The following is a 19,679-nucleotide window of genomic DNA, read 5'->3' as shown; positions in this document are numbered from 1 at the left end:
TTAAATCGTGTTGACTGCCAGGGGTGCGAACCCCTAGCTGATATCTGCTGCTTTGATCCGGTCGACTACCCGGGATGCCAGGTCATCAGGACGGAACTTGGCCAGGAAGTCATCGGCACCGACCTTCTTGACCATCGCCTGATTGAATACCCCCGACAACGAAGTATGCAGGATGATATGAAGCTTTTGCATGCGCGGGTCGTTGCGGATCTCCGCCGTCAGGGTGTACCCGTCCATCTCCGGCATCTCGATGTCGGAGATCATCATCAGGAACTCTTCTTCCGGCTTCTTGCCCTCGTCGACCAGTTTGCGCAGGTAGTCCAGCGCTTGCCGACCGTCGTTCAACGCCACCACTTCCACGCCGACCGTTTGCAGGCAGCGCGTGACCTGCTTGCGCGCCACCGACGAGTCGTCGACCGTCAGCACGCGCAACGAAAGCGCCTTGTGCTGGGTTTCGACATCCACCACACCCACGGAAATCGCTTCCGGCGTCGGCGCCACTTCCGCCAGCACCTTCTCGACGTCGATGATTTCGACCAACTGATTGTCGACCCGCGTCACCGCCGTCAGGTAGTGATCGCGCCCGGTGCCCTTGGGCGGCGGATGGATCTCCTCCCAGTTCATGTTGACGATGCGTTCCACCGAGCGGACCAGGAAACCCTGGGTCTTGGTGTTGTACTCCGTGATGATCACGAAGGGGCTGTTCTTGTCTTTCAACGCGCCGGAACCAGTCGCCATCGCCAGATCAAGGATCGGAATGGTCGCCCCCCGGATGTTCGCCACGCCGCACACGACAGGACTGGATTTGGGCATCAGCGTCAGTTTGGGGCATTGCAGCACCTCCCGAACCTTGAACACGTTGATCCCGTACAGTTGCTGGCCGTCGAGACGGAACAACAACAGTTCAAGGCGATTCTGCCCCACCAGTTGCGTGCGCTGGTTTACCGAATCCATTACACCAGCCATGCCAGACTCCTACGCCAACGCCAAGTGTTGTTGCGACGCGCCTTCATCACTAAACGGCACGGCGCTTGCTTTTTTAATCGTTATGAACACAAAACCGACATTTTTTCGACGCCTGACCACACCGTACCGCAAATTGCTCGGCGTGCTGGCGGCTGTTTGCCTGTTCAACGCTGGCAGCCCTGCCCTTGCTGACGCGGTTACCTTGCCTGACATGCTTATCGGCGTCACTCAGGGCTTTCTTGAATTCACCGTAGAAGACTATCTGGCGACCAGTCAAACGGAGGGTCGCTACGAGATCCAGGTCAACCAGCTCGATCCGCGCATGCACATGCCCATGTGCGACAGGGAATTGACAGCAACACTCGAGAGTCCCAAGCCGCTGGGACGGGTTACGGTCAAGGTTCACTGCGAGGGCGCTTCCCCCTGGACGGTGTTCGTACCCGCTCAAGTCCGCCTGTTTCGCGATGTCGTGACCAGCGCCCGGCCACTGCGCCGTGCCGCCATTGTCGAGCCTGGGGATGTGGTCCTGCGCGAGCGCGATATCAGCCTCATCGGCCAGGGCTACCTGACCGCCCTCGATCAGGCGATCGGGCAGCGACTGACCCGACCAATGGTCGCCGACCAGGTGATTACCCTGGTGCATATCGAACAGGCCGAAGTCATCCGCAAGGGTGATCAGGTGGTGATAACCGCCCGCAGCGGTACCCTCAGCGTGCGCATGCCGGGCGAAGCCCTGTCAAACGGCAGTCTGAGCGAGCAGATCCGGGTGAAAAACCTCAACTCCCAACGAGTCATCAAGGCGCAGGTCATGGCGCCGGGGCAGGTGGAAGTGTCCATGTAATTCGCTCTGTTCATCAGAATGTGGCGCTTGCCGCGGCTGTTCCCTAGACTGTGCTCCATGCAGGGCATGCGCTGACGCGCGCAAGGTTCATTGATAAATGAGCCTAAAGTTTTCCAGGGAATGGCCGAAACCATGGCAAGCGTCCAAATTCCCAGAGGTTTTTTATCATGGTCATCGATTTCAGCCGTTTGAACAGCTCCTCGTCACTGACGGGCAGTACACGTACCAGCGCCAGCAAGGAAAGTGCCGAGGCCGGCAAATCCGCGCCGCTGGAATCCGCGGCCGAACAGGCCGGTACCGTCAAAAGCGGGGAATCGGTACATCTCAGCGATGAGGCTCAACAGTTGCAGAAGGTCACTGAACAGCTGCGCGATCAGCCTGCCGTCGACAAAGCCCGCGTGGCCGAATTGAAAGCAGCGATTGCCGATGGCAGCTATAAAGTCGACAGCAACCGTGTAGCCAGCAAACTGCTCAACTTCGAAGCCCAGCGCTAGGCCACCGCCGGCGCCAGGCTTTTGGACGCTTAAAACCCAAGGCCAGCCATGCACGACACTCATTTACTGCAACTGATCACCGACGACTTTGCCCCAGCGCAACACCTGCTGGAGTTACTGCAGACCGAATCCCTCGCATTGCATGGCCGCGACATGCCATTGCTCGAGAACATCCTGGCGCAGAAACAGGCATTGGTCGTTTTGCTCGAACAGCATGGCCGCAAGCGCAGTGAAATCCTTGCCAATCTCAACCTGCCGACCAACCGTGGCGGTCTGGAGCAATTGGCCAGCCAGTCGAGCATTGGCGAGCAGTTGCTGGCGCAAAGTGACGTGCTGACCGATCTCCTGGCCCAGTGCCAGGCCATCAACGCCAACAACGGCCAGTCGATCCTCACTCAACAGGCCGCTACAGCCACCCAGCTGAAAATCCTCAACGGCGGTGAAACCCCGGCGCTTTACGATGCCAGCGGAACATTCTCCAAGCTTGCCAAGCCGCGCCCGCTCAGTCAGGCATGAGCCGGTCAATGCCCCTGCTCTATCAAGACGCGCAACATACTGGCAAACTGATAGCCAGTCGTAGTCAAATTTTGTCTGGAGATTGATTAAACGTGTCCAATGCCTTATCCGTGGATGATGCTCCGCAGCCACCCAAGGTGCTCTCCACGCCCTTGGAAATCTCCAGCAACCTGCGCCAGTTGCTCGAAAGCCATGACCCGCTGATCATCACGTTCCACGAGCGCAGCCAGCGCTTCCAGAGCTACCTGGTGGACCTGGACCGTGACAGCAACATGATTGCCCTGGACGAAATGATTCCCCGTGACGGCGAGCGCTACCTGCTGGCGGGCGAGTCGTTCAGGGTCGAAGGCTTCCACGAAGGCGTACGCATTGCCTGGGAAAGCAACGGCCAGTTGAACATCGACGAATCCGGTGGCAGCCGCTGCTATCGCGGCCCCCTGCCCGATGAAGTGGTGTACCACCAGCGCCGCAATGCCTTCCGCGCCGCGCTGAAGCTGGCACAATTGGTCAACGTCAACCTCGACGGCGAAAAACTCAAGGCGCCCATCAGCGGCAAGCTGCTGGATATTTCCGCCACCGGGTGCAAACTGCGCTTCGACGGCGACATCACCGGCAGCCTGCAACTGGGTCAGGTTTACGACCGTTTCAACGCCGACCTGCCCTTCGGCAAGATGACCGCGCCGGTCGAGTTGCGTTATCTGCACTTCGAAGAAAGGATTTCCACCACCTTCGCCGGCGTTCGCTTCCACAACATGAGCGGGCTGGTGCAACGTCAGGTCGAACGCTTCGTCTACCAGTTGCAACGCGAAGCGCGTCGCTTCGACAAAGACGACATCTGATAGCGCATCAACAAAAAACGGGCAGTCCCTTGCGGTGACTGCCCGTTTTTTTGTGCCCCGGTTTTAAGGCCTGGCCTCGCTGAAGTTAGGGTCCCGCCCTGTATCAGGGTCTTGCGGCGGCTGATCGGTTTCAGTTTCGGTGACAGCTACAGGTTCTGATTCAGGCTCTGGCCCGGTACTCACCGGACTGTGCATCTGATCCTGCACCACTTGCTCGTCAACACGCGGGTCGAGGCAGGCCACCAGTGGCGAACTCGTCATATTGTCCGGCATGGCCACGTGATGCAGCGGTGCGTCATCGACCTGATGCAGGTTGGTCACTGCTTTCGGGCGAATCCGCCATACCAGCACCAACGCAAAGAAACTGAAGAACGCATAGAGCATCTGGCTGCCGAACAGTTTCATCAGCACACCTGCCACCAGCGGCCCGATACTCGCACCCACGCCATAGGTGACCAGCAACATCGCCGTCAGGGACACCCGGCGATCACCTTCGACGTGGTCATTAGAGAACGCCACCGCCAACGGATACAGGCAGAACTGCACCAGCGAACAGAGGAACCCGGCGATGAACAATACCTCCAGCGGCACCTGCGGCATGATCGCCAGCGGCAGCGCAGCCAGTGCCAGGCTGAACGCGAAACTGCGGATCAGCACGGCCCGATCGTAGCGGTCGGACAACCAGCCCAACGGCCACTGCACCAGCAGCCCGGCAAAAATGCAGCTACCCATGAACAGACCGACCTGCTCGGTGGACAACCCTTGCTGCGAGGCATACAGCGGCGCCAGACCGTAGAACGAACCGACGATCAGGCCCGCTCCGAGCACCGTGCTCAGTGACTGCGGCACGCGCTTGATAAAGAACCGTGGCTCCATCGGTGCCGGGTGCAAGGGTGCCGGGTGAATGCGCCGGGTCAGGGCCACGGGTACCAGGCACAGCGCGAAGCACAGGGCGACCAACATCAGCAATTCAAGCCCCAGCCCTGGGTGCATGACCAGAATCAACTGCCCCAGCACCAACCCCAGGTACGAAGCGATCATGTAGCCGCTGAAGACCATGCCACGCTGATTGGCATCGGCCTGTTCATTGAGCCAGCTCTCGATCACCATGTACTGGCACATCATGCCGAGGCCGACGATCACCCGCAAAAACAGCCAGGCCGGCAACCAGTCCACCAGGCCATGGCCGAGCACCGCCGCGCCAACGATCCCGGCACACGCCGAATAGGCCCGGATATGCCCGACCCGGGCAATCAACCGGTGACCGATCTTGCCCCCCAGCACCAGGCCGAAATAGTTGGCAGCCATCAGCGCACCGACCCACAGACTGTCGACATGGTCGGCAGCCAGGCGCAACGCCAGGTAAGTACTCAACAGACCCGAGCCGATCAACATCATCAGCGAGGCGAAATACAATGCTCGAAAGGATTTCCAGATTTGGCGCATCGGCGTTCCGAGCGGCTCCTTGCAGTGAGAATCGGCTATCGCTAAACGATAGCCGGATGTCGACGGAACGTCAGGCCTGGGCTGCTAAAACACGCCTTTCCCAGGGAGTAATTTCATCATGGAAACTGGTCAGTTCCAGGGTCTTCGAAGCGATGTAGCCTTCGATGAATTCCGCGCCGAACAGTTCCTTGGCCAACTGGCTACGTTTCAGACGCTCGAGTGCCGCATGCAAGGTACACGGCAACGAAAGATTCTCCGGCACCTCGAACTCACCCTGGATCGGCGCGCTCGGCTCCAATGTCTTCTCGATGCCATGCAACCCCGCCGCCAGGCTTGCGGCAATCGCCAGATACGGGTTGGCATCGGCCCCCGGCAAGCGGTTCTCGACCCGACGGGCCACCGGCAAACTGGCCGGAATGCGCAGGCCGGCCGCCCGGTTGTCGTAGGACCAACAGGCATTATTCGGTGAGGCGTAAGGGTGGCACAAGCGCTGATAGGAGTTCACGTTCGGCGCAAACAACGCAGTGAAATCGGCCATGCACGCTTGCTGACCGGCAATGAAGTGGCGGAAGGTGGCCGTCTCCTGCCCCGCCTCGTCGCTGAACACGTTACGCCCGGAATCGATCTCGACCACGCTCTGATGGATATGCATCGAACTGCCCGGCGTATGCGCCAACGGCTTGGCCATGCACACCACGCTCAGGCCGTGCTTGAGGGCCACTTCCTTGAGCAGGTGCTTGAACAGGAATGTCTGGTCGGCCAGCAGCAGCGGATCACCGTGCAGCAGATTGATCTCGAACTGGCTGACACCCATTTCGTGCATGAACGTATCGCGAGGCAACCCCAACGCAGCCATGCACTCGTAGACTTCATTGAAGAACGGCCGCAAGCCGTTGTTGGAACTGACGCTGAACGCCGACTGACCATCCTCGCGGCGACCGTCCAGCCCCAGTGGCGGTTGAAAAGCCAGGGTCGGATCGGTGTTGGGTGCGAAGACGAAAAACTCGAGCTCGGTCGCCACCACAGGCGCCAGGCCGCGGGCCGCGTAACGGGCAATCACCGCCTTGAGCTGACCACGGGTCGACAGCTTGGAGCTGGTGGTGGTGCCCAGTTCATCCGCATCGCAAATGGCCAAGGCCCGCGGTGGATGGCTCCAGGGCAAGCGATGGATTTGTGCAGGGTCCGGGATCAGCGCCAGGTCGCCATCATCGCTGCCGTAAAACCGTGCCGGCGGATATCCGCCCATGATGCATTGCAGCAGCACGCCCCGCGCCATCTGCAAACGTCGACCGTCGAGAAACCCCTCGGAGGTCATCACTTTGCCCCGTGGTACGCCATTCAAATCCGGCGTGACACATTCAACTTCATCAATGCCCGTCAATCGCTGCGCGAGTGAACTCAGGCCAACGGTGGTCATGACACTATCCTTGTTATTGTGCGGGCCGCGAACGGCGACCGTACAAAATAGGCTCCACGTGTTCGGAATTTCAAGCAGCGTCGAAAAAAATGCTGCCTGTCAGGGCAGGTAAAGGCGGAACACCCCACCGCCCAACGGCCCGCCATTGCTGATTTCGGTACGTCCACCCACACCGTTGCGTTGATGCAGCGCGGCAATTCGCCCGGCAAAGTACAGGCCCAGCCCGGTGCTGCCAGTGCTTTGATTGATACCCTGCACGTAATCGGCCTGACGCTCGATCATCTGCGCCGGATACCCCTCGCCATCGTCATTGATGGTCAACACCAGTTGCCCGGCTTCGTCGCTGACGCTGATCAAAACGGCATGCCGTGCAAAGCGAATGGCGTTGTTGATGCAGTTGGCCAATACCGACGCGATCAACTCACGGTCGAAGAAACCCAGCGGGCTCAGCGGGTCCACTTCATAGGTGGCCATGATCCCGCGGCTGGCGAACACCTCCTGATGACAGGCCAGTTGCGCTTCGATGAAGTCGTCCAGTTCATGGTAGGCCGGTTGCAGCGGCATCTGGTTGACGCCGAGCTTGTACAGCCCCAGCAACTGCACCAGCATGCCGTTGAGGTGGGCGAATTCGAAGTCGATCACGCCCTGCTCCGGCGCCTGCCGCGCCGACTCCGGCAATCGCCCCAGCCACTGGCTGTGGGCCTGCATCAGCATGGCCAGCGAGTTCTTCATGTCGTGCACGGTCGAGGCGATCACCGTGGAGAAATCCAGTGCCGGTTCGTTGTCGTTCATTGGCCAAACGCCTTGCTTTTCAGCTTCTGGTAACGCGGATAGCGCGCGTCGGTGTCGGGCATCAGGCCGACCATTTTCAGGCAAACCTGGCACTCCTCCAGCTCTGCCGAGGGAACGCTGGTATCGGTGCCATGCAACAACGACTGCGCCATGTTCAGGGCGATACTGATGTTCTTCGGTTGCAACGCCAGGGCCCTGCGAAATACCTGCCGGGCCTCCACCAGGTTGCCGGTCTTGTACACGCGCACGCCCTGACGGTTGAGTTCCGCGGCGGCGTTGCCGGAATTGAGGATGCTCGGGTCGTCGGTCTGCTTGGCGATGTCCTTCATGACCACCGGATCGTCACCGTAGATTTCCACGCAGTTTTTCAGCATCGCGGTACCGGCCTCTGTCTGCCCGAGCAGTTTCAGTTGCTTGGCCACCAGCAACGCCGCTTCGGCGCTCATGAATTGCTCCATGCCGTCCAGACGCAGCAAGGCTTGCTCGGTAAGCTTGTCGGCCGTCTCGGCGTCGTTGAGCAACAGGCTGGTGGCCTTCATCAGGCGCGCGCGGATTTGCAGGCCCGGATCGGAAGGGTTTTCCTTGGCCACGGCACTCAATGTGGTGTTGATTTCCAGACGGGTCCGCGTGTCCAGGCCCCGTTCGCTGCCCTTGCTGATCAATGCATGGGCCAGGCCGAGGTTGCTCTCGGCATCCTTGAACCGCGACTGGGCGCCCTGGCTCACGGCCTGGCGATAGGCCTTGGCCGCCGTGTCGAAGTCCTCGTTGGTCATCGCCAGCTTACCGAGCAACGCCTGGCGACGCACCGCCAGCGGCGACAGGCGAATCGCCTCTTCCAGGACGCGCTGCGCCCCCTTGGTGTCCCCTTCGGCGACCAATACATCCGCCATGCCGTCATACAGCGACGGCATCATCGGGAAGACTTTCAGGGCTTTCTCATAAATGCCCTTGGCCTGCCCGACCTGACCGCGCTTGAACAGCAACTTGCCCAACCCGGCAAACGCCCATGGCAACGGGCGGTCGGCGATGATGCTGTCATAGAGGCGCTCCAGCGCTTCATTCTGATTCAGATCGCGCAGGGCATCGGCGCGATAGCGCAGGCACAACGGCGAGTAACGAATATCTTGTTTGCACAGGGCGATACAGGCGTTGAGCACCTCCATCGGCTTGCCCCGGTCGAGGGCCTGCAGGATCGGCTTGAGCAGAGTCTTGCGCTGCTCCAGGCGCTCCAGGCGCTGAGCCAGGCTGGAACGGTTGAACGGCTTGGTCAGGTAGGCATCGGGCTCATGCTCCAACGCACTGAGCACCATGGCCTGGCTGGTTTCGGCGGTGACCATGACGAACACCGCCTCATGGCTGATCAGCTTTTCTTCCATCAGGTCTTCGAGCACCTGCTGGCCGTTCTTCTTGCCGTCACCCAGGTGAAAATCCTGCAGGATGAAGTCGTAGGCCTTCTGCGAGCACATTTTCAGCGCCTGCTCACCGGTATCGGCAGTGTCCACTTCCTTGACGCCCAGTTCGCGCAACATCGACCTGACCGAACTGCGGAAGTCCGAGAAATCATCGACGATCAGAAAACGCTTTTGGTGATACGACAGCATCGAAGATTTCCAGGCAATTTAAGAAGAACCCAAAGGCAAATACACGGACGGACTCAGCTTCGCAGCCCCTGTTTTGGCGCGCAGATGATAACGGGTGGCACTAGGCTATCAAACACCTTCTCATAGACAGTGCGCCCCATGCCGACCGGAAGAGACGAACAAGTCCCTGACTGCCCGTGTTATCGGCCAGCCATGGCATTCCCTTGAGAACCTTCCCCCAACGCCCGTTCTGAATAGGTGTAGGCCTTACTGAAAACGAGACCTCGCGCACAAAAAAGTGCTGATACATGAACACCAGCGATACATGAACACCCGCAAATGCCGGTGGCTGACCAGCAGGCATCGCCGATAAATTGACTAAGCTGACATTAGCACTCCTAAGTGAACACCACTCGTCGATTAATTGACGAAGGCAATCAGGATCAGACCTTGGCAATTGGCCACCCATGGCGAGCCTAATACCTTGATTTTCGAGGCTTACTCCCTTCCTTGAGTACATCGCTCAGGCCTGTGCGCACCGGGCTTGTATCGAGGACTGACGGATGGACAGGTTGGCAGCGCTCCGGGCTGACCTAGAATCAGTTGAGAGGCGGGAGGGAGCACATCATCATGCGTAAACCACTGATAATTATTTGTATTGAACTTCTCTCCCGGGCTTTGCCTGCCTTCTGGAAAAGTTCGCCCCACGTGCCAGTGCTGTTGATGGAAACGGCCCCGGGGTCGGTGGTTGCCAATGCCTGGGCGGGCATCATCACGGCCTCCCGGCGTTCGAATCCATCCTTCAATCGCTGCGCCCCGGTGAGCAAGTTGTTGACCCGGGAAGGCCAGCGGGTGGAGGCCATCATTGGTTTTTCAAGGAGGTCAGGAAGATCATGACTGACCAAAAAGAGCCAATTGGTGTGATGTTGATCGATTGTCGCCCCCTCGTACTCAAGGGCCTTCACGACTTGATCAATGCCAGAATGCCCTGCATGGAAGTGACAGGACAGGCCACCACCTATACCCAGGCGCTGGATCTTGCCGATCAGCTGCGGCCCGATGTCATTTTTTTCAGTTTCTTTCCGGATGCGCTGAACCCTCTGGATGTCGTCGCGGGACTCACCCGTAGCGCAGAAATGAAATTGCTGCTGCTCAAGGGCCTGTACGAAGTCGTCCCCGCTGCCCAGGCGATAGAGGCTGGCGCTCGCGGCATCGTGCTGGCGGAAGACCCGACGGAATCGATCATCCAGGCCATCCTCAAGGTCCACCATAGCGACATCGCAATGGATAGAGCCTGGGCTGGCGGCCTTTCCGGCTATGCCGCATCCAGACATACACCCATGAAATGCAATCTGGAGCGGGCGAAACAGGCGCGGTTGACGCTGCGCGAGAGAGAACTGATTCGCGCCATCGTGGGCGAACCGTCCGCCAAATATGTGAGCATCGCCGGGCGCCTGGGGATCAGCGAGCACACCGTGCACAACCACCTCAGCAACATCTATCAAAAGCTGGATCTCATCAACCGCATCGACTTGTTGATGTATGCGCTCAAACACGGGCTCACCAACGAAGCACCAACCGAGTCCGCCTGGGTAGAACTGGATTGAATTTCAAGTCGATGCAAGACGGCCTCCCCCCACTTTAAGGGTTAGGCCGTCACCGTTTCGCCGTCCTTTTCGGTGGCCAGGGACAGGGCTCTCGCAATACTGATGTCGTTTCCGGTAAATCCTGCCGCACCAACCTGTACCTACTCCCCCGCGCACTCCCAGACGGGATGGGAGATTCAGACTACGTGGGAGAGGAGACGGAAAGGCGCGAAGGTAGAGTTGAAGTCTTCGATGAATCCAAGGCGCCTGAACTTGCAGAACTTTATCTACAAGTCGTGAAAAGGAAGCGTTGAAACAGGCGGGGGGAGCTGAAAAATATGGTGTCCCAGGGCAGGTTCGAACTGCCAACCTTCCCCTTAGGAGGGGGATGCTCTATCCAATTGAGCTACTGAGACACAGGTTGACCGCGACGATACGCGGTGCGATGGACGGCGTGCATGTTAACGGCCGGGCTGGCTTTTGTCATGTCGTCCGTAGGCTTTTTAAGTGTAGGCAGACGCCTCGGCCGGGCGCGGACTTGTTTACCATGCAAATTGCATCACTGCAAAAAGCCATCATTGCAAAATGCAATATGGCGCTTTACCAAAAATAACTTAATTCATTGTTTTTAAAGAATTTAATTGTCGATAGACTCTGGCATGCGAGCTGCTTCTGCTGTTTTCACAGAACAACCGAGGTACGCCCCATGAAGAGCGCCCTTTCACTCTTGTCTGCAATCGCACTGGTGGTTTTAGCAGGCGTTCATTTTGTTCCCCAGAGCAGCGCTACGCAGGTTGCCCAACGTATGCCGCATTACCTTCAGTTGCAGAAGGCACCGCAGCTGGCAGTGACGAGCGACCGGCACAGCCTTGTCAGTCAGGAGATCGACCAGGAAAACATCCTGGTGCCGGCTCCGTCTGCCGAACGTTTGGTATTTTGAATGACCTTTACCAGGAGCACAGCATGTCCAGATCAGCCGCGAGTTTCTTCACCCTCGCCTTGTTGAGCGGCATTTTCCATCTGTCATTGACCCAGGACATGGTCGTCACTCTCCCCCTGATCGCCTGTGGCGTATTCAGCACGCTGTTCGTGCTCGCATTGATCGCCGGGCGCAAGATCAAGTTTGATCCGGTACTGCGTTGATCCTGACATGGCAGACCCGCTGCAAGGGCCTGCCATCCATCCTGAATTCACCCCCGCTATACGACTTCCCCTAGTAAATCGGCAATTTGCCACTATCCTATAAAAGACAAGGAACAGGGTCCGAGTTCACTTTTTCCTGCCCGCCGGCAACCTTTCGTCGGGTGGAGAAAGCGATAAGCGATGCGGCCTGGTCGAACTTTTCAAACCAGTCCGCGTTTCTGATAATTGGTGCTGGCAGAACGCCTTTATTCGGTTCAATATTTGTCACATAATTGGCGCCAAGGATCTGGCTGCTTTGAGGCATGATGCGCGCCTCTATCAATTCAGGTTGAACATTTGGTCAGAGCGCTTGTCCTACCAGACATCCTGCGGCCAATCCCGAAAACCGCTCCCCTGAACTAACCGGTTAAATATATGCGCCCATTGAAACAGGCAATTTATTCCAGCCGTACGGCTGACAAGTTCGTCGTACGTCTGCCAGACGGAATGCGTGAACGCATTGCCGAGGTGGCTCGCAATCATCATCGCAGCATGAACTCCGAAATCATTGCGCGCCTTGAGCAGAGTCTTATTCAGGAAGGCGCACTGGGAGAAGAGTTGAGCATGCGCCTGGACAGCCCGGAGCTTTCCTTGCACGAACGGGAGTTGCTGCAGCGCTTCCGCCAGCTCTCCCATCGACAGCAGAACGCCCTTGTTTCGCTGATCGCCCATGACGCTGAAATGACCGCCGACGCTTCCTGATTCTGCCAGTAAGCCCAAGCCAGCCTGATCGCTGGCTTTTTTTTGCCTGAAATCCGGGCACAAAAAAACCCGCCAAAGACGGGTTTTCGATGAACAAGGCTTCAGAGCAGGAAGATTGTCGCCAGCCCCAGGAAGATGAAGAAGCCGCCGCTGTCGGTCATGGCCGTGATCATCACGCTGGCCCCCATCGCCGGGTCGCGCCCCATCTTCGCCAGGGTCATCGGGATCAAAACCCCCATCAACGCCGCCAGTAGCAAGTTAAGCGTCATCGCGGCGGTCATCACCACGCCCAAAGACCAACTGCCATAGAGCAGGTAGGCAACCACACCGATCACCCCGCCCCAGATCACGCCGTTGATCAGCGCTACCGCCAATTCCTTGCGCATCAGGCGCGAGGTATTGCCGGTGCTCACCTGGTCCAGCGCCATGGCCCGAACAATCATGGTGATGGTCTGGTTACCCGAGTTACCACCGATCCCCGCCACGATCGGCATCAACGCCGCAAGCGCCACGAGCTTCTCGATCGAACCCTCAAACAAACCGATGACCCGAGAAGCCACGAACGCGGTAATCAGGTTGATCGCCAGCCAGGCCCAACGGTTACGCAGGGATTTCCAGACCGATGCAAAAATGTCTTCTTCTTCACGCAGACCCGCCATGTTGAGAACTTCGCTTTCGCTCTCTTCACGGATCAGGTCGACCATTTCATCGATGGTCAGACGGCCGATCAGCTTGCCGTTCTTGTCGACCACGGGTGCGGAGATCAAGTCATAACGCTCGAATGCCTGGGCGGCATCGTAGGCGTCTTCGTCCGGGTGGAAACTCACCGGATCGCTGGCCATCACCTCGGAAACCTGTTTGTCCGGATCGTTGACCAGCAAACGCTTGATCGGCAACACGCCCTTAAGCACGCCGTCATAATCGACCACGAACAGCTTGTCGGTGTGGCCCGGCAACTCCTTGAGACGGCGCAGATAACGCAAGACCACTTCAAGGCTGACATCCTCGCGGATGGTCACCATCTCGAAGTCCATCAACGCACCGACCTGCTCCTCGTCATAGGACAGAGCCGAACGCACGCGCTCGCGTTGTTGCTGGTCGAGGGTCTCCATGAGCTCATGGACGACGTCTCGCGGCAGCTCGGAGGCCAAGTCAGCGAGTTCGTCGGCATCCATGTCCTTGGCGGCTGCCAGGAGCTCGTGATCGTCCATGTCGGCGATCAGTGATTCACGGACCGAATCGGATACTTCAAGAAGGATGTCGCCGTCGCGATCGGCCTTGACCAGTTGCCAGAGCGTCAGACGATCGTCCAGCGGCAAGGCTTCAAGGATGTAGGCGACGTCGGCGGAGTGCAGGTCATCGAGCTTGCGTTGCAACTCGACGAGGTTCTGCCGGTGGACCAGGTTCTCGACCCGGTCATGATGCGGGCCTTCCTGGCGGTGAGTCAGGTCTTCTACAACTCGCTGGCGCTGCAGCAACTCAACCACCTGAGCCAGGCGATCCTGCAAGCTTTCCTGCGTTTTCTTTACTTCAACTTCGGACATAGGCGAACTCCACTCCCAGCAGCGGGGCACGCCGGAAGGATCAATCAGTCAATTCATGATTGGTGAAACGGGGTACTGAGTAACTACTGGGTAAGTCCATGGAGGTATTCCACAAGCCCCGGCGGGGCTGACGGGCGCAATGATACACCGCCTGACGGTTTTAAACGTTAAAAAATCTCGGCTGAAACAAGCGCTTGCACAACAAACCTGAGCATCGGCCTGATCCATGAAAATGCGACGACGTATTCCGAAAAGAAAACACACACCCCTTCGAAAATTGTAGCCGCTACCCTTGAAAAGGAACGTCACGGAGGACGCCTGATGCCATCAGTTGCTCAATTCTTTTTGGTTTTCACCCTGCTCAGCCACCTGCCCTTGGCGGTCGCCACCACCGTTCAGCGCTGTGAGGCCGCCAATGGGCGCATTACCTTCACCACACTGGGTTGTGCCGCGGGAGAGAATGTTTCACTTCAGGACGCCCGTGCCTTTACACCTGGCAGCACGATGGCGCTTATGCCGCCAGCCGAGCCCCGCGAAACATCAGGTATGAAAATTCGAAGCAGAGAGCCGACCGTGGTCGGTCAGGCGCAGGACAAGTGTGGAAACCTGATCAATGCCAGGGAGCGCCGGGAGGCGATCATCAATCAGCGAGTGATCGCCGGCATGAGCCAGCAAGACGTCGAAAGCGCCCTCGGCAAGCCAGACAGGATCAGTATTCGAAATTCAGCCACGAGCTACCGCTACGACACCCTGCGAGGTCGTAGTGCACAGGTGGAGTTCGACGAGAGGGGATGCACGAAAGGAAAAGCCAAATCCCGGACGGCAAAAAGCCCGCATTAAATGCGGGCTTTCTGTTGTATGGGTTGGTGCACTCGACAGGATTCGAACCTGTGACCGCTCGGTTCGTAGCCGAGTACTCTATCCAGCTGAGCTACGAGTGCAATTTGTGTTTTTATACCAGATCACAACTGGTTGAAACCAAGTTACTTACATTGCTGTAACTAACTCTTAAATGGTGCACTCGACAGGATTCGAACCTGTGACCGCTCGGTTCGTAGCCGAGTACTCTATCCAGCTGAGCTACGAGTGCATTTGTTGCCGCGCATTATAGGCCGTCTAATCTCTATGTCAAGCACTTTTTCTAGTAATTTCAACAACTTACCGAAAAAGCCAGATTACAACGTACTACGCAAATAATGGCGGAGAACGGGGGATTCGAACCCCCGACACCCTTTTGAGGTGTACTCCCTTAGCAGGGGAGCGCCTTCGGCCACTCGGCCAGCTCTCCGCAACACGGGGCGTATATTAACCAGCTTCTTCCCCGTTTGCAAACATAAAAAACGATAAAAATTAATGGCTTGGTTCTTCGTCCTTCTCTTTCTTGATACGCAGGTAAATTTCTTCCCGGTGAACAGCTACCTCTTTGGGGGCATTAACACCGATGCGCACTTGATTTCCTTTGACGCCGAGCACGGTCACGGTGATTTCGCCATCACCGATAATCAGGCTTTCTGCACACCGACGAGTCAGAATCAGCATACCTTTCTCCTCACGCATTACATTTCAGGGACAACAGTCTGCAAAAAAAAGGCACTCGACCCACAACCGGAGCGGTCGCAGCCCTACATGCCTGAGTATTGACTAGCGCGAGCAAAAGAACAGTCTCGGGGGTCACGCCATTCAAAAAAACAAAAGGCGCGGTCAGACCGCGCCTTTTGGCAAACGCATCACTCGCCCTGGCGGGCCGGTGCGTCCAGTTCGAAAGCCGTGTGCAGAGCGCGCACAGCCAGTTCCAGATACTTCTCTTCGATCACTACGGAGACTTTGATTTCCGAAGTCGAGATCATCTGGATGTTGATGCTTTCCTTGGCCAGGGATTCGAACATGCGGCTGGCCACGCCTGCGTGAGAGCGCATGCCAACGCCGACGATCGACACCTTGGCGATCTTGGTGTCGCCCACGACTTCACGGGCACCCAGCTCGCCAGCGGTTTTTTCCAGCACGGCTTGCGCCGCCTGGTAGTCGTTGCGGTGCACGGTGAAGGTGAAGTCGGTGGTGTTATCGTGCGCGACGTTCTGCACGATCATGTCGACTTCGATGTTCGCGGCACTGATCGGGCCGAGAATCTTGAAGGCAACGCCCGGGATGTCTGGCACGCCACGGATGGTCAGCTTGGCTTCATCGCGGTTGAAAGCGATACCGGAAATGATCGGCTGTTCCATGGTTTCCTCTTCATCAATAGTAATGAGGGTGCCCGGACCCTCCTTGAAGCTGTGCAGTACGCGCAGCGGAACGTTGTACTTGCCGGCGAACTCGACCGCGCGGATCTGCAACACCTTGGAACCGAGGCTGGCCATTTCCAGCATCTCTTCGAAGGTGATCTTGTCCAGGCGCTGAGCCACGGACACCACACGCGGGTCGGTGGTGTAGACGCCGTCGACGTCGGTGTAGATCTGGCATTCGTCAGCCTTCAGGGCTGCCGCCAGCGCCACGCCGGTGGTGTCGGAACCGCCACGACCGAGGGTGGTGATGTTGCCGTGCTCGTCGACGCCCTGGAAACCGGCGACAACCACCACACGACCTGCCTTCAGGTCACCGCGAATCTTCTGGTCATCAATCTGCAAGATACGCGCTTTATTGTGCGCGCTATCCGTCAGAATCCGCACCTGGTTGCCGGTGTACGACACCGCCGGCACGCCGCGCTTGATCAGCGCCATGGCCAACAGGGCAATCGTCACCTGCTCACCGGTGGAAACGATCACGTCCAGCTCGCGCGGAACCGGTTGGCCGTCGCCACTGATTTGCTTGGCCAGATCGATCAGACGGTTGGTTTCGCCGCTCATTGCAGACAGCACAACCACCAGGTCATCGCCGGCATCGCGGAATTTCTTAACCTTGTCGGCGACCTGCTCGATTCTCTCGACAGTGCCGACCGAGGTGCCTCCAAATTTCTGTACGATCAAAGCCATTTCAAAGCCGCCTCTGCCCATGAAGGGCGCCCAAATAATCACTCAAACAGCGTTGCGGCCCACCACTAGACTGCGGGCCGCAAGTACTGCCTTATAGACCCTGCTCTACAAACGGAACGGTCAGGGCCAGTGCCGCATCCAGTGCGCCAGCGTCGGTACCGCCGCCTTGCGCCATGTCTGGACGACCACCACCCTTCCCGCCCACTGCCGCAGCGGCTTGCTTCATCAAATCACCGGCTTTGAGTTGGCCAGTCAGGTCTTTGGTTACGCCTGCAACCAGAACGACCTTTTCCTCATGGACACTGCCGAGCAGGATCACTGCGCGGCCGAGTTTGTTTTTCAGTTGATCGACCAGCGCCAGCAGCGCCTTGCCATCCTGACCGTCCAGACGCACGGCCAGCACTTTCACATCCTTGACGTCCAGCGCCTGGGCCGACAGATCGTCGCCCGCGGCACTGGCAGCCTTGGCTTGCAACTGCTCGAGTTGCTTCTCCAGCAGACGGTTGCGCTCCAGCACAGCCGACAGCTTGTCGATCAGGTTATCGCGGCTGCCCTTGACCAGGCTGGCCGCTTCCTTGAGTTGTTCTTCCGCCGCGTTCAAGTAAGCCAGCGCTTGCGCACCGGTGACTGCCTCGATACGACGCACGCCCGATGCCACACCGCCTTCGCTGATGATTTTCAGCAGGCCGATGTCGCCGGTACGGTTCGCGTGGATACCGCCGCACAGCTCGACGGAGAAATCGCCCATGCTCAGTACGCGTACGTTGTCGCCGTATTTTTCGCCGAACAGCGCCATGGCGCCTTTCTGCTTGGCGGTTTCGATATCGGTTTCTTCGGTTTCAACTTCGGAGTTCTTGCGAATCTCGGCGTTGACGATGTCTTCCAGCGCTTTCAGTTGTTCAGGCTTGATGGCTTCGAAGTGGCTGAAGTCGAAGCGCAGGCGCTGACTGTCGACCAGCGAGCCTTTCTGCTGAACGTGATCGCCCAGCACCTGACGCAATGCTGCGTGCAGCAAGTGAGTCGCGGAATGGTTCAGCGAAGTGGCGTGACGCACCTCGGCATCCACCTGCGCCTGAACTGGCGAGCCAACGATCAGGCTGCCCGAATCCAGCACACCGTGGTGCAGGAACGCACCGCCGGTCTTGGTGGTGTCGCGCACGTCGAAACGCGCAGCGCCAGCCTGGAGGAAGCCGCAATCACCAATCTGACCACCGGATTCCGCATAGAACGGCGTCTGATCGAGAACGACCACGCCCTCTTCGCCTTCGCTCAACACGTCGACCGATTGCCCGTCCTTATAGAGAGCAACGATTTTGGCGGAACCGCTGTGAGCGGTGTAACCGGTGAATTCGGTGTCCACATCAACCTTGACCAGGCTGTTGTAGTCCATGCCGAAGGAACTGGCGGAACGGGCACGAACGCGCTGGGCTTCCATCTCGCGCTCGAAACCTTCTTCGTCGATGGTCAGGCTGCGCTCGCGAGCGATGTCGCCGGTCAGGTCCATCGGGAAGCCATAGGTGTCGTAGAGTTTGAACACCACGTCGCCCGGCACCACGTCGCCCTTGAGCTCGGCCAGATCCTGCTCGAGGATCTTCAGGCCCTGCTCCAGGGTCTTGGCGAATTGCTCTTCTTCGGCCTTCAACACGCGCTCGATGTGCGCCTGCTGGGATTTCAGTTCCGGGAAGGCTTCGCCCATCTCGGCGACCAGGGCCGCGACGATCTGATAGAAGAAGCTGCCCTTGGCGCCCAGCTTGTTGCCGTGACGGCAGGCGCGACGGATGATCCGGCGCAGCACGTAGCCACGACCTTCGTTGGACGGCAGCACGCCGTCGGCGATCAGGAAACCGCAGGAACGGATGTGGTCAGCCACGACTTTCAGCGAAGCCTGGGCGTCGTTGGTGCAGCCGATGGCCTTGGCCGAAGCGCTCAGCAGGCTCTGGAACAGGTCGATTTCATAGTTCGAGTGAACGTGCTGCAGCACGGCACTGATCCGCTCCAGGCCCATGCCGGTGTCGACCGACGGCGCTGGCAGCGGGTGCAACACGCCATCGGCGGTGCGGTTGAACTGCATGAACACGTTGTTCCAGATTTCAATGTAACGGTCGCCGTCTTCTTCCGGCGAGCCCGGCGGGCCACCCCAGATGTCGGCGCCGTGATCGTAGAAAATCTCGGTGCAAGGACCGCACGGGCCGGTATCGCCCATGGTCCAGAAGTTGTCGGAGGCGTACGGTGCGCCCTTGTTGTCGCCGATGCGCACCATGCGCTCGGCCGGAACCCCGATTTCCTTGGTCCAGATGTCGTACGCCTCGTCATCGCTGGCGTAGACGGTGACCCAGAGCTTTTCCTTCGGCAGGTTCAACCACTTGTCGGAAGTCAGGAAGTTCCAGGCGTAGCTGATGGCATCACGCTTGAAATAATCACCGAAGCTGAAGTTACCCAGCATTTCGAAGAAGGTGTGGTGACGAGCGGTATAACCGACGTTTTCCAGGTCGTTGTGCTTGCCGCCGGCGCGCACGCATTTCTGGCTGCTGACAGCGCGGGTGTACGCGCGCTTTTCCTGGCCCAGGAAGCAGTCCTTGAACTGGTTCATCCCCGCGTTGGTGAACAGCAGGGTTGGGTCGTTGCCCGGAATCAAAGAGCTGGAGGCTACACGGGTGTGGCCTTGCTCTTCGAAGAAGCGAAGGAAGGCTTCACGGATTTCTGCGCTTTTCATTAGGTTCTTCCACGGAGGCTGCGGCCAAAGGCCTGTTCGAAACGTCAACAGACGAAGCGACTGCAAAGGGCCGCATTATATCGGCCCTGCGC

General features: G+C 58.3%; 20 protein-coding genes and 4 tRNA genes. 10 read left to right on the top strand and 14 right to left on the bottom strand.

The features are described 5' to 3' along the window. Window positions 1–33: 33 nt before the first annotated feature. Window positions 34–966 carry a chemotaxis protein CheV gene (locus AC1RP7_RS11105; RefSeq protein WP_090457304.1) on the bottom strand — a complete coding sequence of 311 codons (933 nt, stop codon included), beginning with the start codon at window positions 964–966 and terminating at the stop codon, window positions 34–36. 82 nt (window positions 967–1,048) lie between these two features. Here AC1RP7_RS11105 and flgA point away from each other — a divergent pair, with 82 nt between their 5' ends. The 4 genes from flgA to AC1RP7_RS11085 all read left to right on the top strand — a co-directional run bounded on the left by flgA (window position 1,049) and on the right by AC1RP7_RS11085 (window position 3,656). Further along, complete coding sequence (gene flgA, locus AC1RP7_RS11100; protein WP_493181148.1) at window positions 1,049–1,807, top strand: flagellar basal body P-ring formation chaperone FlgA; 759 nt, start codon at window positions 1,049–1,051, stop codon at window positions 1,805–1,807. A 167-nt stretch (window positions 1,808–1,974) separates the two neighbouring features. Next, the gene (gene flgM / locus AC1RP7_RS11095) at window positions 1,975–2,301 is read left to right on the top strand and encodes a flagellar biosynthesis anti-sigma factor FlgM (RefSeq protein ID WP_057713629.1); all 327 of its coding nucleotides are present in this window, start codon (window positions 1,975–1,977) and stop codon (window positions 2,299–2,301) included. Between the two features lie 48 nt (window positions 2,302–2,349). Further along, window positions 2,350–2,817, top strand: a complete 468-nt coding sequence (locus AC1RP7_RS11090; protein WP_057713628.1) for a flagella synthesis protein FlgN — start codon at window positions 2,350–2,352, stop codon at window positions 2,815–2,817. A 92-nt stretch (window positions 2,818–2,909) separates the two neighbouring features. Continuing rightward, window positions 2,910–3,656 (top strand): flagellar brake protein, encoded by a 747-nt coding sequence (locus AC1RP7_RS11085; RefSeq protein WP_057713627.1) that lies wholly within the window; start codon window positions 2,910–2,912, stop codon window positions 3,654–3,656. Between the two features lie 63 nt (window positions 3,657–3,719). On the opposite strand, the gene AC1RP7_RS11080 is transcribed toward AC1RP7_RS11085, so the two are convergent. From AC1RP7_RS11080 to AC1RP7_RS11065, 4 genes are all read right to left on the bottom strand, one after another. Beyond that, entirely contained in the window at window positions 3,720–5,102 is a 1,383-nt protein-coding gene (locus AC1RP7_RS11080; protein ID WP_493181149.1) for an MFS transporter, read from the bottom strand. A gap of 70 nt (window positions 5,103–5,172) precedes the next feature. Beyond that, window positions 5,173–6,417 carry a glutamine synthetase family protein gene (locus tag AC1RP7_RS11075; RefSeq protein WP_493181321.1) on the bottom strand — a complete coding sequence of 415 codons (1,245 nt, stop codon included), beginning with the start codon at window positions 6,415–6,417 and terminating at the stop codon, window positions 5,173–5,175. Between the two features lie 201 nt (window positions 6,418–6,618). Next, a complete protein-coding gene (locus AC1RP7_RS11070; protein WP_150812138.1) occupies window positions 6,619–7,311 on the bottom strand; it encodes a sensor histidine kinase in 693 nt (230 codons plus the stop codon). Continuing rightward, the gene (locus tag AC1RP7_RS11065) at window positions 7,308–8,912 is read right to left on the bottom strand and encodes a tetratricopeptide repeat-containing response regulator (protein WP_218494343.1); all 1,605 of its coding nucleotides are present in this window, start codon (window positions 8,910–8,912) and stop codon (window positions 7,308–7,310) included. Before AC1RP7_RS11065 ends, AC1RP7_RS11070 begins: the two co-directional genes overlap by 4 nt. A 609-nt stretch (window positions 8,913–9,521) precedes the next feature. On the opposite strand from AC1RP7_RS11065, the gene AC1RP7_RS11060 reads away from it, so the two are divergent. Then, window positions 9,522–9,788: a hypothetical protein gene (locus AC1RP7_RS11060; RefSeq protein ID WP_218494342.1), complete on the top strand. Its 267-nt coding sequence runs from the start codon at window positions 9,522–9,524 to the stop codon at window positions 9,786–9,788. Beyond that, window positions 9,785–10,498 (top strand): response regulator transcription factor, encoded by a 714-nt coding sequence (locus AC1RP7_RS11055; RefSeq protein WP_218494341.1) that lies wholly within the window; start codon window positions 9,785–9,787, stop codon window positions 10,496–10,498. The genes AC1RP7_RS11060 and AC1RP7_RS11055 overlap by 4 nt, the downstream gene beginning before the upstream one ends. A 318-nt stretch (window positions 10,499–10,816) precedes the next feature. Here AC1RP7_RS11055 and AC1RP7_RS11050 read toward each other — a convergent pair. Then, a tRNA-Arg gene (locus AC1RP7_RS11050) sits at window positions 10,817–10,893 on the bottom strand. Between the two features lie 290 nt (window positions 10,894–11,183). On the opposite strand from AC1RP7_RS11050, the gene AC1RP7_RS11045 reads away from it, so the two are divergent. Together AC1RP7_RS11045 and AC1RP7_RS11040 are read left to right on the top strand one after the other, a co-directional pair. Continuing rightward, complete coding sequence (locus AC1RP7_RS11045) at window positions 11,184–11,417, top strand: hypothetical protein (protein ID WP_218494340.1); 234 nt, start codon at window positions 11,184–11,186, stop codon at window positions 11,415–11,417. Window positions 11,418–11,440: 23 nt separating this feature from the next. Next, on the top strand, window positions 11,441–11,620 hold the full coding sequence (locus tag AC1RP7_RS11040; protein ID WP_057713619.1) for a PA3371 family protein: 180 nt from the start codon (window positions 11,441–11,443) through the stop codon (window positions 11,618–11,620). A gap of 97 nt (window positions 11,621–11,717) precedes the next feature. Here the strand turns inward: AC1RP7_RS11040 and AC1RP7_RS11035 are convergent, their stop codons facing one another. Continuing rightward, window positions 11,718–11,924: a hypothetical protein gene (locus AC1RP7_RS11035; protein ID WP_079246716.1), complete on the bottom strand. Its 207-nt coding sequence runs from the start codon at window positions 11,922–11,924 to the stop codon at window positions 11,718–11,720. Window positions 11,925–12,034: 110 nt separating this feature from the next. Between AC1RP7_RS11035 and AC1RP7_RS11030 the strand changes: the two genes are divergently transcribed. Then, window positions 12,035–12,361 (top strand): Arc family DNA-binding protein, encoded by a 327-nt coding sequence (locus AC1RP7_RS11030; RefSeq protein ID WP_008066583.1) that lies wholly within the window; start codon window positions 12,035–12,037, stop codon window positions 12,359–12,361. Between the two features lie 101 nt (window positions 12,362–12,462). Here the strand turns inward: AC1RP7_RS11030 and mgtE are convergent, their stop codons facing one another. After that, entirely contained in the window at window positions 12,463–13,905 is a 1,443-nt protein-coding gene (mgtE, locus tag AC1RP7_RS11025) for a magnesium transporter (RefSeq protein WP_007971042.1), read from the bottom strand. A 321-nt stretch (window positions 13,906–14,226) separates the two neighbouring features. On the opposite strand from mgtE, the gene AC1RP7_RS11020 reads away from it, so the two are divergent. Next, window positions 14,227–14,745, top strand: a complete 519-nt coding sequence (locus tag AC1RP7_RS11020) for a cell envelope protein SmpA (RefSeq protein ID WP_493181150.1) — start codon at window positions 14,227–14,229, stop codon at window positions 14,743–14,745. A gap of 24 nt (window positions 14,746–14,769) precedes the next feature. Here AC1RP7_RS11020 and AC1RP7_RS11015 read toward each other — a convergent pair. From AC1RP7_RS11015 to alaS, 6 genes are all read right to left on the bottom strand, one after another. Beyond that, window positions 14,770–14,846: transfer RNA gene (locus tag AC1RP7_RS11015), tRNA-Arg, on the bottom strand. Window positions 14,847–14,918: 72 nt separating this feature from the next. Then, window positions 14,919–14,995, bottom strand: a tRNA-Arg gene (locus tag AC1RP7_RS11010). Window positions 14,996–15,102: 107 nt separating this feature from the next. Further along, window positions 15,103–15,193, bottom strand: a tRNA-Ser gene (locus AC1RP7_RS11005). A gap of 62 nt (window positions 15,194–15,255) precedes the next feature. Further along, the gene (csrA, locus tag AC1RP7_RS11000) at window positions 15,256–15,444 is read right to left on the bottom strand and encodes a carbon storage regulator CsrA (protein WP_002554426.1); all 189 of its coding nucleotides are present in this window, start codon (window positions 15,442–15,444) and stop codon (window positions 15,256–15,258) included. A 188-nt stretch (window positions 15,445–15,632) separates the two neighbouring features. Continuing rightward, a complete protein-coding gene (locus tag AC1RP7_RS10995; RefSeq protein ID WP_007971040.1) occupies window positions 15,633–16,874 on the bottom strand; it encodes an aspartate kinase in 1,242 nt (413 codons plus the stop codon). 91 nt (window positions 16,875–16,965) lie between these two features. Beyond that, window positions 16,966–19,587, bottom strand: a complete 2,622-nt coding sequence (gene alaS, locus AC1RP7_RS10990; RefSeq protein WP_057713617.1) for an alanine--tRNA ligase — start codon at window positions 19,585–19,587, stop codon at window positions 16,966–16,968. Window positions 19,588–19,679: the final 92 nt, after the last annotated feature.

Source organism: Pseudomonas sp. GW822-FHT01E03 (assembly GCF_058802985.1).
Note: the sequence above shows the minus strand (reverse complement) of the source record. Positions and strands in the feature narration are given on the sequence as shown.